Raw genomic sequence first — 13,121 nt, 5'->3', positions numbered from 1 at the left:
TTCTAGCGCGGGGCTCGCATCGTGGTGACGATGCCGGCCCCGATCAGCGCGACGGCCGCCAGCACGCCCACGCTCAGCGGCTCGCCCATGAAGAGGGCGCTCAAAACCAGCGCCGTGATGGGGACGAGGCAGACGATTTGCCCGGCCTGCGCCGCGGGCATCGCCGTCAGCGATTTCGACCACCACCAATAGCAGAGGCCCGTGGCGACCAGCCAGTTGAAGGCCAGGACGGTGCCGAGCGCGGGGGTCCAGTGGATCGGCCGCGCGTGCTCCGCCGCCAGCGCCAGCGGTGCCGTCACCGCACCGCTGAGCGCGATCTGCCAGAAGGTCTGCGTCCAGAAGGGCGTCCGCCAGCCGCCCGCGCGGCGGCGGTAGAATGTCGCCCCCAGCGCCCAGCAGAAGGCGCTGGTCAGCAGCAGCCCGTTGCCGACCAGCGCCGCCCCGTTGCCCCAGTCGACCAGCGCCGGGTTGAAGAAGACCAGAACGCCGGCGAAGGCGAGCAGCGCGCCGGCCACGCGCTGGCCGGTAAAGCGCTCCCCCGCCAGCAGCACGCCGAGCGGCAAGGCCCACATCTGCATGGTGTAGGCGAGCACCGACGCCCGTCCGGGCGGCACGACGCGCAGGCCGACGGCGCCGAAGTCCATCATGGCCGCGATCTGCAGCAACCCGACGAGGGCGAGCGGCCAGCGCTCCCCCCGCCGGGGCAGCAGCGGGAACTTCAGCAAGGGCGACAGCACGGCCACCACCGCGGCGGCGCCGATCATGCGCAGGGCGCAGAAGGTCAGCGGCCCGATGTCGGACAGGGCCGTCTTCATCAGGGGCCAGTTGGCGCCCCAGAACAGCACGATGCCCGCAAGCTGCGCGTAGACCACGGCGCCGGGGCCCGTAACTCCGGGTCTGCGGCCCTCCGCAGCGCGCGGCACGGCCTGGTCGGCCATGGCTGTCCCTCCCGCCCATTGTTTTGCCGCATCCTAGGGCGCGGGCGGGCGGGGGAGGGTTGCGTTCCCGGGACGGCTGATCCGCGTCCCTTCAGTCCAGCGAGAAGATCTTCTGGCCGACGCCGCTGTCCAGGAAGATGGTCACGAACAGCGTCAGCATCGGGACGATGAACATCAGCCCGATGACGCAGCGGATGACGATATCCTTGCGGCGGGCCGAACGGCACAGCGGGCAGTCGTTCGGGCCGTGCCCGTATTCCTCCCCGCAATAGGGGCAGCCCGTGGCGTCGCTCATGATCCGCAATCCCGGTGGAACAGGTTGCCCCATTCTCGCCCAGGACAGGCGTCGGCGGGCATTAAAGCTTTTTCATAGAGAAAATCCGGTCAGGACCTGCACGCCGAACCAGCCCGCGACAGCCAGGACCACCAGCATGATCAGCGTGGTGGCGATGGCGATGTTGGTCTGGCGGATGCGCCGGCAGTTCGGGCAGCCGGGCAGGTCGGCCGGGTGGGGCGTGTCGCAGCGCTCACAGCGGACAGTGCGGTCCGTCACGGGAAGACCCTTCTTGCGGTGTGGACGGGACCGGACGCTAGCACAAGGGGCGGGTCCGCATCCAGCCGCGCGGAACGCTTTGGCAACCGCGCCGCGCAGCCGCGGCTTGTCCTGACGGTAAGAGATCGCTATTGTGCGGCCCTCTTACCGCACGCTTCGTTCGTCCGGTCAGTGGTCCGCGAGAGAGAATTGCCGCAAGAGAGAATTGCTATGTCCAAGCCGCGCACCCTGTTCGACAAGATTTGGGACAGCCATGTCGTCCACCGCCAGGACGACGGCACCTGCATCCTCTACATCGACCGCCATTTGGTCCATGAAGTGACCAGCCCGCAGGCGTTCGAGGGGCTGCGCCTTGCCGGACGTCAGGTGCGCCGCCCGGAGGCGACGCTTGCCGTGCCGGACCACAACGTGCCGACCACCGACCGCTCCAAGGGCATCGTCGAGGAGGAAAGCCGCATCCAGGTCGAGACGCTGGACAAGAACGCGCGCGACTTCGGCATCCGCTACTTCCCGATGGACGACGTCCGCCAGGGCATCGTGCACATCGTCGGGCCGGAGCAGGGCTTCACGCTGCCCGGCACCACCATCGTCTGCGGCGACAGCCACACCGCCACGCACGGTGCCTTCGGCGCGCTGGCCTTCGGCATCGGCACGTCGGAGGTGGAGCATGTGCTGGCCACCCAGACCCTGCTGCAGAAGCCGGCCAAGAACATGCTGGTCCGCGTCGACGGCGAGCTGCCGGCGGGCGTGACCGCCAAGGACATCGTGCTGGCGATCATCGGCAAGATCGGCACCGCCGGCGGCACCGGCCACGTCATCGAGTTCGCCGGCGAGGCGATCCGCGGTCTGTCCATGGAAGGCCGCATGACCGTCTGCAACATGGCGATCGAAGGCGGCGCCCGCGCCGGCCTGATCGCCCCGGACGAGAAGACCTTCGAGTATGTGAAGGGCCGCGCGCTCGCCCCCAAGGCCGGCGCCTGGGAGCAGGCGGTGGAGTTCTGGAAGACGCTGCCGTCGGACGAGGGTGCGGTCTACGACAAGACCGTCGTGCTGAACGCCGCCGACATCGTCCCGCAGGTCACCTGGGGCACCAGCCCGGAGGACGTGCTGCCGATCACCGCGACCGTGCCGAACCCGGCCGACGTGGCCGACGCCGGCAAGCGCGCCGCCGTGGAACGCTCGCTGGCCTACATGGGCCTGACGCCCGGCCAGAAGCTGACCGAGGTGAAGGTGGACACGGTCTTCATCGGTTCCTGCACCAACGGCCGCATCGAGGATCTGCGCGCTGCCGCGGTGATCGCCGAGGGGCGCAAGGTGGCCGACGGCGTGCGCGCGCTGGTCGTCCCCGGTTCCGGCCTCGTCAAGGAGCAGGCGGAGGAGGAGGGTCTGGACAAGATCTTCACCGCGGCCGGCTTCGAGTGGCGCGAACCGGGCTGTTCCATGTGCCTGGCGATGAACGCCGACCGGCTGTCGCCGGGTGAGCGCAGCGCCTCGACCTCCAACCGCAACTTCGAAGGCCGCCAGGGTCGCGGCGGCCGCACCCACCTCGTCAGCCCGGCCATGGCCGCGGCGGCGGCCATCACCGGCCACCTGACGGACGTGCGCAGCCTGTAAGCGGCGCACCCGCACCGACGTCGACACGCGGGGGAGGCCATCGGCCTCCCCCGTGCTGTCTGGGCGCGCACTCCTTCAATCCCCCCGGCTTCGGTCTTTCCCCAGCAGGCCATGCGGGCGGTAGATCAGGAACAGGGTGAGCAGGCCGAAGGCGACGATGTCCTTGTAGGCGATGGCGAAATAGGCCGACCAGAAGGTTTCCACCAGCCCCAGCAGGGCGCCGCCCAGCATGGCGCCGGGGACGGAGCCGATGCCGCCCACCACCGCGGCGGCCAGCGCCTTGAAGCCCACCAGATAGCCCGTGTAGAAGTTCACCCCGCCGTAGTACAGCGCGATCACCGCCCCCGCCGCTGCGGCCAGCGCGCCGCCCACGGCGAAGGTGGTGGACACCGTACGGTCAACGTCCACCCCGACCAACTCCGCCGCCTCCACGTCGTCGGCGCAGGCGCGGTGGGCGCGCCCGTAGGCGGTGCGTTGCATGATGGCCCACAGCAGCGCGTAGAGCCCCGCCGTCATCAGCAGGATCACCCCCTGCGAGGTCAGCGCGGTGACCGTGAAGGTCCCGTCGCTGAACAACTCGTGCCGGTCGGCCAGGATCGGGGCGGGCCACCAGTCGCGGGCGCCGTGCAGCAGCCGCATCCCCTCCTGGTAGGCGACGGACAGCCCCACCGCGGCGATCAGCGGCGTGTGGCTGTGCACCCGGCGCAGCCGCTGGAAGACCAGCTTTTCCATGGTCCAGCCCTGCACGGCGGTGAAGGCCATCACGGTGGCGAGCACGCCCAGCACCGCCAGCGGCATGCTGCCGAGCCCCGCCATGCCCAGCGCCGCCGCGCCCATGGCGGTCACCATGGCGCCGATCATCGTCAGCTCCCCCATGGCGAGGTTGATCTGGCCGAGGATGCCGTAGACCAGCGTGTAGCCGAGCGCCAGCAGGCCGTAGACGCAGGCCACCGTGGCGGCGTTGATCACCTGCTGCAGGAAGAACAGCAGCGCCCCCCACTCACGCGGCCCGGCGGCGGGCCGCGCGCCCGTGCTGTCCGGCGGCAGGCCGATGCGGGCGTAGGGCAGGCGGGCCCAGACACGCAGCATGGTGAAATGGATATCCGTCAGCGTTCCGCTGCGGTCGGTCGCCACCGACACCAGCTCGTGCCGGCGTTCGTCGAAGAAGCGTCCGCCGAAGCGGCAGTCGATCCAGTGCTCGTCCGCGCCCACCCGATAGGTCAGCCGGACGGAGGGCTCGTCGCCGGGCGTTTCCACCGCGTCGACCTGCGTGACAGGTCCGGAGTCGAAGGCCGGGATCAGCTTCCGGCACAGCGCCGCCTGCTCGCTGTCCACGCCGCAGCCGGTCAGCAGCAGCAGGGCGCAGAAAAGCAGGGCAAAAAGCGGCGGGGCGTGGCGGGGCAAGGCTTGCGGCTACCGGCCGGTTGTTCGGTGCCCCAAGAATCTATCGGGAAATCCGGCGCCTGTCAGTAGCGGGCCGCGACGAAATACAGCCCATCCGGCGGGGCGGTCGGGCCGGCGGCGGAGCGGTCGCGCGCTTCCAGCGCCCGGCGCAGGTCGTCAGCCGTCCATTTGCCGGCCCCGACCAGTTCCAGCGTGCCGACCATGTTGCGCACCTGGTGGTGCAGGAAGGAGCGCGCCGCCGCGTGCACCCGCACCTCTTCACCGACCCGCTCCACGGCCAAGCGCTCCAGCGTCTTGACCGGAGAGTTCGCCTGACACAAGGAGGCGCGGAAGCTGCTGAAGTCGTGGCGCCCAACCAGCACCTGCGCCGCGTCGTGCATCACCTCCGCGTCGAGCGGTCGCATGACGTGCCACGCGCGCCCGGCGTCGAGCGTCAGCGGGGCGCGGCGGTTGACGATGCGGTAGACGTAGCTGCGCCCCAGGCAGGTCATGCGGGCGTGGAAGTCGTCCGGCATCGCCTCGGCCAGCAGCACGGCGATGGGTGCGGGCTTCAGGTGGAAGTTCAGCGCGTCGCGCAGCTTCAGCCCGGTGAAGGGCCTTTCCAGGTCAAAATGGCAGACCTGCCCCAGCCCGTGCACGCCCGCGTCGGTGCGGCCGGAGGTGTGGACGCGCACGGTCTCGCCGGACAGGCGGCCGATCGCTTCCTCCAGCGATTGCTGGACGGAGGGGCCGTTGTCCTGGCGCTGCCAGCCGACGAAGGGCCGGCCGTCATACTCGACGGTTAGTTTCCAGCGCTGCATGCGGCGTTTTCGAAAACCGTGCCAACCGGAAGCGCGAAGCCGCGCAGGAAGGCGGAACCTTCCACCGGCGCCTTGCCCGGACGCTGCACCAGTGTCAGGCGGACGGCGCCGTCGGTGCAGGCGATGGTCAGCCGGTCGTCCAGCAGGGTGCCGGGGGTGGCACCCTTGGCCTCCGGCGCGGGCTCCGCCTTCAGCACCTTGATGCGCTCGCCCTTGATGTCGAACCAGCAGCCGGGCCAGGGGGTCAATGCGCGCACCTGCCGCTCCACGTACGCCGCCTCGCGCGACCAGTCGAGCCGGCCGTCCTCGCGGGTCAGCTTGGCGGCGTAGGTCACGCCGTCGTCGGGCTGCGGCACGGCGGTCAGGCGGCCCTCGGCGAGGCCGTCCATCGCCTCCACGATCAGCCGCGCGCCCATGTCGGCCAGTGCGTCGTGCAGCGTGCTGGCGGTGGTCTCGGCGGTGATCGGCACCTGATCCTTCAGCAGCATGGCGCCGGTGTCCAGCCCGATGTCCATCTGCATGATGGTGATGCCGGTTTCCGCGTCGCCGGCCAGCAGGGAGCGCTGGATGGGCGCCGCCCCGCGCCAGCGCGGCAGAAGGGAGCCGTGCACGTTCAGACAGCCCAGCCGCGGCGCGTCCAGCACCGGCTGCGGCAGGATGAGGCCATAGGCGGCGACCACGGCGGCGTCAGCCTTCAGGTCGGCGAACTCCGCCTGGGCCTCCGCGTTGCGCAGCGACTTCGGCGTGCGCACGGGGATGCCGTGCTCCTCGGCGAAGCGGTGGACCGGGGATTTCTGCACCTGCTGGCCGCGCCCGGCGGGCCGGGGCGGCTGGCTGTAGACGCAGGCGACCTCATGCCCGGCCTCGACCAGCGCGCGCAGGCTGGGCACGGCGAAGTCCGGCGTGCCCATGAAGACGAGGCGAAGCTTGGGCATGGGAAGAACGTCCGAGAAAGAGGTCGGTCAGGCGCTGGCGCCCGAGCGCTGCATCTTCTGCACCTTGCGCAGGATCATGTTGCGCTTCAGCATCGACAGGTAGTCCACGAAAAGCACGCCGTTCAGGTGGTCGATCTCGTGCTGGATGCAGGTGGACAGCATGCCGTCGGCCTCCATCTCGCGCACCTCGTTCTTTTCGTCGAGGTAGCGGACGCGGATGGCGGAGGGGCGGGTCACCTCGGCGAATTGGTCGGGCACGGACAGGCAGCCTTCCTCGCAGACCGAGGTCTCGTCCGACTTCCAGACGATCTCCGGGTTGGCGAGCCGGATCGGGTTCGGCTCCTCATCCTTCTCGTGCACGTCCACGACGATGACGCGCTCCAGCACGCCGATCTGCGGGGCGGCGAGGCCGATGCCCTTCGCGGCGTACATGGTTTCGACCATGTCGTCCATCAGCTTGGCGACGCGCGCGTCGACCTTTTCGACGGGCTTCGCCTTCTGCTTCAGGACCGGGTGCGGGGCGACGAGGATATCCAGAACGGCCATGGGGACTCGGCAACGGTGCAAGGGGTGAGTTACAAAATTCCAAAATATGGAGGGCGGGCCGTCAGGTCAAGGAACGCTGATGATCCCTCGGCAAACAGCCCGCTGGAGTCGCGGATCACACCGCCGACCGGGTGATCGACTTGATGGGGCCGCGGGGGTTGCCGGACATCTCGGCGATCTTGTTGTCCTGCTCCTCAAGGAAGGCGCGGGCCGGCTCGTCGCCGTCCAGGCCGCCGACCAGCGTGCTCGGGACCTTGCGGTTGGAGGTGCGGGCGCCGTCCGCGTAGAGCACGTCGAACAGGACGAAGCCGTTGTCTGCCTGCTGCTTCTTCTTGATCTTGGCCATTGGGGGAAACTCCGAAATCGGGTGATGGGAAAACAGGCGCGCAACGGAAAGGGGCACCGGTCGCCCGGTGCCCCTTCAGACGCGCGACAGAAGGTCGTTTTAGACGGCCTTCAGGTTCTCCGCCGAGGTCTTGCCGCGCTTCGGGTCGCGCTGTTCCTCGTAGGAGACCTTCTGGCCTTCGTTCAGGCTGCGGAGGCCGGCGCGCTCAACGGCGGAGATGTGGACGAAGACGTCCGCGCCGCCGTTGTCCGGCTGAATGAATCCGTAACCCTTGGTGCTGTTGAACCACTTGACGGTGCCAACGGGCATGGTTTGTCCCCCATGGAATGAATGGCGCCGCATCGACCGGTGCGACGCATCAGACTGTGTCCAGGCATAGCGACGATCTGGGCACCCGAAGGCGTAGCAGGCCGGCAGTCCGAAGCAGAATGACATCAGGGAAATTGGAACCGCCCTTCGTGTTTGCAAGGCAAAAGACGGTTGCGGGATTCTCCCTTACGTTCCCACCTTTGCGCGCAGCTCCGGCGCCTGAAGCTGGCGGGGGGCGTGGTCCAGCGGTTCCAGAAGCGGTATGTCCTCCGCGCCGTCCGGCGTGACGTGCAGGTCGCGGAAGCGGCGGGCACTGACCAGCACACGGGATTCCAAGCTGCCGACGGCGCCGTTGTAGCAGCCGACCGCCTTTTCCAGCTGTAGGCCCAGCCGCTCCATGTGGCCGCCCAGGTCGTGCAAACGCTTGTAGAGTTCCGCACCCAGCCCGCTGATCTCCCGCGCGTTGTCGGCCAGCCGTTCCTGTCGCCAGCCGTAGGCGACGGCGCGCAGCAGCGCGATCAGCGTCGTCGGGGTGGCCAGTATCACCCGGTGGTCGATGCCCGCCTCGATCAGCGCCGGGTCGTGCTCCAGCGCCGCGGAGAAGAAGTTTTCGCCGGGCAGGAACAGCACGACGAACTCCGGCGTGTCCTCGAACTGGTCCCAATAGGCCTTGGCGCCCAGCTGCTTCATGTGCTCCCGCACGTGGCGGGCGTGGCGCGACAGGCCGTCGTGCCGCGCGCCGTCGCTGTCGGCCTGCACGCCGTCGAGATAGCCCTCCAGGGGCGTCTTGGCGTCCACCACGATGGTTTTGCCGCCGGGCAGCTTCACCACAAGGTCCGGGCGCAGCTTGCCGGCAACGCTGTCGACCGTCGCCTGCTCCACGAAGTCGCAGTGGTCGAGCATGCCGGCCATCTCGCAGACCCGGCGCAGCTGGATTTCGCCCCAGCGGCCGCGCGCGGCCGGCGTGCGCAGGGCGCGGACAAGGTTGCCGGTCTCCGCGCGCAGTTGCGCCTGCGTTTCCAGCATCGACAGCACCTGCTGCTTCAGCCCCTCGTAGGCGCCGGCGCGGGTGCGCTCCATCTCCTGGATCTGGCCGTCCATCTTCTCCAGCGACTGGCGCACCGGGGCGACGATGTCGGAGATGGCCGCCTGCCGCTTCTCCAAATCCCCCTTGGCCTGCTCCTGGAAGGTTGTCAGCGTCTCCTTGGCGAGGTCGAGGAAGCTCTGGTTGTTGGAGCGCAGCGCCTCCGCCGACAGGGCCTTGAAGCTGTCGGACAGGGTCGCCTGCGCCCGCTCCAGCAGGGCCAGCTTCTCCGCCGTCGCGGCACGTTCCTTGGCGAGCGTCGTGGACAGCTCGGCCGACCGCTCGCGTGCCGTGGCCAGTTCGCCATTCAGCCGGGCGATCTGGTGGTCGCGCGCCTCCACCTCCTCGCGCAGGTCGTCCTCGATCCGCTCGGCCATGTCGAGGCGGGTGATCAGCTCGGCGTGGAGGGCGTTCGACTCGGCCTCCGTCCGCGCGGCAAACAGCCGCACGGCCGCCCCGGCGAGCAGTGCCCCCAGCAGGAGCCCGAGCGCCACCGACGCCCCGTCGAACGCGAACTGCATGGACGTCACCGAACCTGTCTCCGAACTCTTCCGCAAACTCTTTGGCTGCTTCGGCAGACTACAGGAAGGGCGCCGGGAACGAAAAGCGAAAGAGAACGTGTGACGAACGCAAGCGGAGCGTCAGAAGGCGACCGGTGGCCGCGACCATCGGCAGGCTTGCCCCGCTTGCCCGTTCGCGCCATATCCGACGCATGTCCGATCCGACCCCTCCGACCCCTCCGACCGCTCCCCAGGGCCCCCGCGTCCGCGCCATTCCCGCCGGTGAAGACCGCGAGCGGCTGATGTGTCCCGACTGCGGCTACATCGCCTACCAGAACCCGCTGATCGTGGTGGGATCGGTGGCGGTGTGGGAGGACCGCATCCTGCTGTGCCGCCGCGCCATCGAGCCGCGCAAGGGCTTCTGGACCCTGCCCGCCGGCTTCATGGAGGAGCGCGAGAGCACCATGGAGGGTGCGGCCCGCGAGGCGTGGGAGGAGGCGCGGGCGAAGATTGAAATCGACTCGCTGCTGGCCGTCTACGACATCCCGCGCATCAGCCAGGTGCAGATGATCTTCCGCGCCCGGCTTCTGTCGCCCGACGTCTCCGCCGGCCCGGAAAGCCAGGAGGTCGGCCTGTTCCGCTGGGACGAAATCCCCTGGGACGACTTGGCCTTCCCGACGGTGCACTGGGCTTTGCGCGAGCATCGCGCCCGCCTCGGCCGCACTGAGTACGCCCCCGCCGTCAATCCCACCCCCGACATCCTGGCGCAGTGGGAGCGGATGCTCTGACAAGGCGAGACGCGTAGGTTGGGTAGTGCCGCAGGCGCAACCCAACACGCGCACCTGTCGGGTTTCGCTGCGCTCCACCCGACCTACAGGCCTACGGGTGCTGTTCGGCCGGGAATTTCGCGACCAGTTCCTTGGTCCCCTGTTCGCGCTTGACCGTCAGAGGCAGCCACGTCCCGGGCGCCTGGCGCTGCACCACCGCGGTCAGTTCGGAGGCGTCGTGCACCGGGGTGCCGGCCGCCGCGACCACCACGTCGCCTGGGGCGAGCCCCGCCGCCGCGGCGACGCTGCCGTCCATCACCGAACGCACCTGGGCGCCGCCGTTGCCGGGTTCCAGCATCACGCCCAGGCGCGGGCGGGGCGGCTCGTCGGCGTCGGGCGGGTCGGCGTCGCGCAGGCCATAGACCGCGTCGGCGATCCGCCCGTCCAGCGCGTCGCAGGGGCGCTCGGGGTCCCAGGGCAGCAGGACGAGGGAGTTGCCGATGCCGAGGTCGGCCAGCTGGTACGGCACGCCATCGTGCCCCTCCACATGGCCCATGCCGAGGATGGCGACCACCGTGCGGTTGGTGTCGCGGCGGGTGTCGGCGATGCGCTCCGCCATGGCGCGGTCCCAGACCGATTGCGCCTCGACAAAACGTTGGAAGCTGTCGGCGCTGCGTTCGCCGGGGCCATGGGAGTCCATCGCCTCGCGCAGGCGCTTCACGTAGGCGGAGCTGGGCGGCGCCGGGTTGCCGACGCCCTGGCGGTCGGCCGGCGGGATGGCGGCCCAGCCCTCCCGCGCGGTGCGGGCGACGAGCCCGCGCTCCACGTTCAGCGCGACCAGCGGCAGCCGGTTCATTCGCGCGAAGTTCAGGATGGGCAGGTAGAACTGCGCGTCGTAGCCCCAGGTCTTGCGCCAGTTGGTTTCCTTCAGCAACTCGGCCTCGGTGATCGTGCCGGCGGTCCAGCGGTCGAGCGCCGGCTGGGCGCTGCGCGGCAGCATCTCCAGCCCGATGGAGAGGTTCGGGTTCATGGTGTAGAGGGCGATCAGCGTGTGCAGCTGCCAGCGGTGGTGGTCGGCGCTGTCGTGCCGCTCGCCCAGCAGGACCACCGGCGCATCGGCGGCGCGGCGCAGCAGGTCGCCGGTGTCCATGGGACGGGCCGAGGCGTCCGACCAGCCGCCGGGTTTCACGCAGGCGGCCGGCGGCAGGTCGGAGCCCGCCGGGGCGGCGGCGCGGCCGGAAACGGGCAGGGCGGCCGTGCCGGCGAGCAGAATCGCGGCGATCAGACGGGACAGCACGTGACCAACCCTCCTCGATTCATGAGCACGACCTGATGAATGGTCTGGCCTGAAGGTTGGGCGTGACTGGACAACCGTCAACCGCTGCCGTCAACCGCTGCAACCCTGATGACGAACCGCTCCGCTGGCGCCCTGCCGTGAAGCGCGCTATCGTGTGCGTTATGCCGCACCGTAAAATCGTCATTCTCACCGGCGCGAGCCGGGGCATCGGCCACGCCACCGTCCAGCGCTTCAGCGCCGAGGGCTGGCGCGTCATTTCCTGCTCGCGCGAGGAGGTGCCGGACCATTGCCGCCGGGATCCCAACTGGACCCACCACATCGCGACCGACCTGTCCGACCCGGACAGCCGCGCCCGCTTCGTGGAGGAGGCCAACCGCGCGCTGGACGGGCAGCCGCTGCACGCCCTCATCAACAACGCCGGCATCTCGCCCAAGACGCCGATCAAGGAGCGCCTGGGCTGCCTGAACGGCGCCATCGAGGGCTGGCACCGGGTGTTCGAGCTGAACTTCTTCGCGCCCCTGGTGCTTGCCCGCGGCTTCGCGGCCCCGCTGTCGCGCGCCAAGGGGGCGATCGTCAACGTGACCTCCATCGCCGGGCATTCGGTGCACCCCTTCGCGGGCTCCGCCTATTCCACTTCCAAGGCGGCGCTGTCCGGCCTGACCCGCGAGATGGCCGTGGAGTTCGCGGAAATTGGCGTGCGCGTCAACGCCGTGGCGCCGGGCGAGATCGAAACCTCCATGACCGGCCCCGAATACGACGTGCTGATCCCGCGCATCCCGCTGAAGCGCATGGGCACGCCGGAAGACGTCGCGGCGGTGATCTTCTACCTGTGCGGCCCCGATTCGGGCTACGTCACCGGAACGGAGATGTTCATCACCGGCGGTCAGCATCTGTATTGATTGGGTTGTCGCCCGTTGACGGATAACCCGTTGTCGGACAACTTATTCATCACGGATTGCACGAATTTAAGCACGGATTACACGGATTTTTCTTTGATACTTGCCAAATCGTGGCTTCTCGACGGGCCCGCGCTGAGCAAGCGATAAAGAAATCCGTGTAATCCGTGCTTCAAAACTGCGAAATCCGTGAAGCCCCTATTGCCCCCGAGAAACCGACACCTCAGCCGAGGTTGTGCTTCGCCACCACCGCCGCGAAGTCTTCGCCGAAATGTTCGCCGACGCGGATGACCGACACGCCGTGCGGGATTTCCTTCAGCGCCGGGTTGTCGAGCTGAAGCGAGGTCAGCAGGGCCATGGGCACGTCGCGGGTGACGCTCATGGCGCGCAGGCCGCGGATCAGGTCCAGGCCCGACAGGCCGTCCATCACCATCGACGCGATCACCATGTCCGGCGGCACGCGCACGGCGAGGCTGATCGACTCGATGGGATCGCCGACCGTCACGGTGCGGAAACCGCAGGCCGCCAGTTCCGTCCCCACCTTCTTGGACACGACCTTCGACGGGGTGACCAGCATGATCTCGACGTCGCGGACCTCCACGTCGGTGATCTCGAACTGGTAGCGCACGGGCAGGGCGCGGATGATCCGGTTCGTCTCCGCGACCATCGGCTGCTCGGCGCGGTCGACCAACTCCGCGATGCGGTCCACGAAGGTCTGCGAATCGGACAGCTGCCGCAGGTCCAGTTCTTTCAGCCCGGCCAGGTAATCCTCCAGCCGGTGCGCCACCAGGCTGACCGTCGGGTAGCCGAAGCTCGTCCCCATGCCCTTGAAGTTGTGCGCTTCCAGCCGCAGCACGCCGATGGCGTCGGCGTGGCCGCGCGTGCCCTTGCGCACGCCGTCGATGGCGGTGTTCATCACCTCAAGCCGGTCACGCGCGTCGTCGATGAATTCGAGGCGCAGGCGGTCTTCAAGATCGTCGGGCGACAGGTTGGCGGCCATGGCTCGTTTCCGGGTTGGGACTCTGGGGCGGTCTTGCAATCCCAAAGTTACACCAGAACCGGAACGCGAAACAAACGCTCGCGTATGACGCGGCGAAAACGCCGCGCCGTTTCGTCATAGCCGCTCAGCGAT

General features: G+C 68.9%; 15 protein-coding genes. 3 read left to right on the top strand and 12 right to left on the bottom strand.

What is annotated here, in order from left to right; genetic code table 11:
- Positions 1–2: 2 nt before the first annotated feature.
- The 3 genes from M2351_RS12440 to M2351_RS12430 all read right to left on the bottom strand — a co-directional run bounded on the left by M2351_RS12440 (position 3) and on the right by M2351_RS12430 (position 1,491).
- Positions 3–938 carry a DMT family transporter gene (locus M2351_RS12440; RefSeq protein WP_264656369.1) on the bottom strand — a complete coding sequence of 312 codons (936 nt, stop codon included), beginning with the start codon at positions 936–938 and terminating at the stop codon, positions 3–5.
- A 91-nt stretch (positions 939–1,029) separates the two neighbouring features.
- A complete protein-coding gene (locus tag M2351_RS12435) occupies positions 1,030–1,233 on the bottom strand; it encodes a hypothetical protein (RefSeq protein WP_264656368.1) in 204 nt (67 codons plus the stop codon).
- 72 nt (positions 1,234–1,305) lie between these two features.
- Positions 1,306–1,491 carry a hypothetical protein gene (locus M2351_RS12430; protein ID WP_264656367.1) on the bottom strand — a complete coding sequence of 62 codons (186 nt, stop codon included), beginning with the start codon at positions 1,489–1,491 and terminating at the stop codon, positions 1,306–1,308.
- Between the two features lie 210 nt (positions 1,492–1,701).
- On the opposite strand from M2351_RS12430, the gene leuC reads away from it, so the two are divergent.
- The gene (leuC, locus tag M2351_RS12425; protein WP_264656366.1) at positions 1,702–3,105 is read left to right on the top strand and encodes a 3-isopropylmalate dehydratase large subunit; all 1,404 of its coding nucleotides are present in this window, start codon (positions 1,702–1,704) and stop codon (positions 3,103–3,105) included.
- Between the two features lie 75 nt (positions 3,106–3,180).
- On the opposite strand, the gene M2351_RS12420 is transcribed toward leuC, so the two are convergent.
- From M2351_RS12420 to rmuC, 7 genes are all read right to left on the bottom strand, one after another.
- Complete coding sequence (locus tag M2351_RS12420) at positions 3,181–4,509, bottom strand: branched-chain amino acid ABC transporter permease (RefSeq protein ID WP_264656365.1); 1,329 nt, start codon at positions 4,507–4,509, stop codon at positions 3,181–3,183.
- Positions 4,510–4,571: 62 nt separating this feature from the next.
- The gene (gene truA, locus M2351_RS12415; RefSeq protein WP_264656364.1) at positions 4,572–5,309 is read right to left on the bottom strand and encodes a tRNA pseudouridine(38-40) synthase TruA; all 738 of its coding nucleotides are present in this window, start codon (positions 5,307–5,309) and stop codon (positions 4,572–4,574) included.
- Positions 5,291–6,244, bottom strand: a complete 954-nt coding sequence (fmt, locus tag M2351_RS12410; RefSeq protein WP_264656363.1) for a methionyl-tRNA formyltransferase — start codon at positions 6,242–6,244, stop codon at positions 5,291–5,293. The genes truA and fmt overlap by 19 nt, the downstream gene beginning before the upstream one ends.
- A 27-nt stretch (positions 6,245–6,271) precedes the next feature.
- Positions 6,272–6,790 (bottom strand): peptide deformylase, encoded by a 519-nt coding sequence (gene def, locus M2351_RS12405; RefSeq protein ID WP_264656362.1) that lies wholly within the window; start codon positions 6,788–6,790, stop codon positions 6,272–6,274.
- Positions 6,791–6,905: 115 nt separating this feature from the next.
- The gene (locus tag M2351_RS12400) at positions 6,906–7,136 is read right to left on the bottom strand and encodes a hypothetical protein (RefSeq protein WP_264656361.1); all 231 of its coding nucleotides are present in this window, start codon (positions 7,134–7,136) and stop codon (positions 6,906–6,908) included.
- A 99-nt stretch (positions 7,137–7,235) separates the two neighbouring features.
- Positions 7,236–7,445, bottom strand: a complete 210-nt coding sequence (locus tag M2351_RS12395) for a cold-shock protein (protein WP_014239340.1) — start codon at positions 7,443–7,445, stop codon at positions 7,236–7,238.
- Between the two features lie 186 nt (positions 7,446–7,631).
- Entirely contained in the window at positions 7,632–9,050 is a 1,419-nt protein-coding gene (rmuC, locus tag M2351_RS12390) for a DNA recombination protein RmuC (protein ID WP_264656360.1), read from the bottom strand.
- 191 nt (positions 9,051–9,241) lie between these two features.
- On the opposite strand from rmuC, the gene M2351_RS12385 reads away from it, so the two are divergent.
- Positions 9,242–9,817: an NUDIX hydrolase gene (locus tag M2351_RS12385; protein ID WP_264656359.1), complete on the top strand. Its 576-nt coding sequence runs from the start codon at positions 9,242–9,244 to the stop codon at positions 9,815–9,817.
- Positions 9,818–9,908: 91 nt separating this feature from the next.
- Here the strand turns inward: M2351_RS12385 and M2351_RS12380 are convergent, their stop codons facing one another.
- Positions 9,909–11,093, bottom strand: a complete 1,185-nt coding sequence (locus M2351_RS12380) for a ChaN family lipoprotein (RefSeq protein WP_264656358.1) — start codon at positions 11,091–11,093, stop codon at positions 9,909–9,911.
- Between the two features lie 161 nt (positions 11,094–11,254).
- Here M2351_RS12380 and M2351_RS12375 point away from each other — a divergent pair, with 161 nt between their 5' ends.
- Positions 11,255–11,992 carry an SDR family NAD(P)-dependent oxidoreductase gene (locus tag M2351_RS12375; protein WP_264656357.1) on the top strand — a complete coding sequence of 246 codons (738 nt, stop codon included), beginning with the start codon at positions 11,255–11,257 and terminating at the stop codon, positions 11,990–11,992.
- A 220-nt stretch (positions 11,993–12,212) separates the two neighbouring features.
- Here M2351_RS12375 and M2351_RS12370 read toward each other — a convergent pair whose 3' ends face one another.
- A complete protein-coding gene (locus M2351_RS12370) occupies positions 12,213–12,989 on the bottom strand; it encodes an Hpt domain-containing protein (RefSeq protein ID WP_264656356.1) in 777 nt (258 codons plus the stop codon).
- Between the last annotated feature and the right edge of the window lie 132 nt (positions 12,990–13,121).

The sequence above is a fragment of the Azospirillum canadense genome, assembly GCF_025961225.1.
Taxonomy (GTDB): Bacteria; Pseudomonadota; Alphaproteobacteria; order Azospirillales; family Azospirillaceae; genus Azospirillum; species Azospirillum canadense.
Note: the sequence above shows the minus strand (reverse complement) of the source record. Positions and strands in the feature narration are given on the sequence as shown.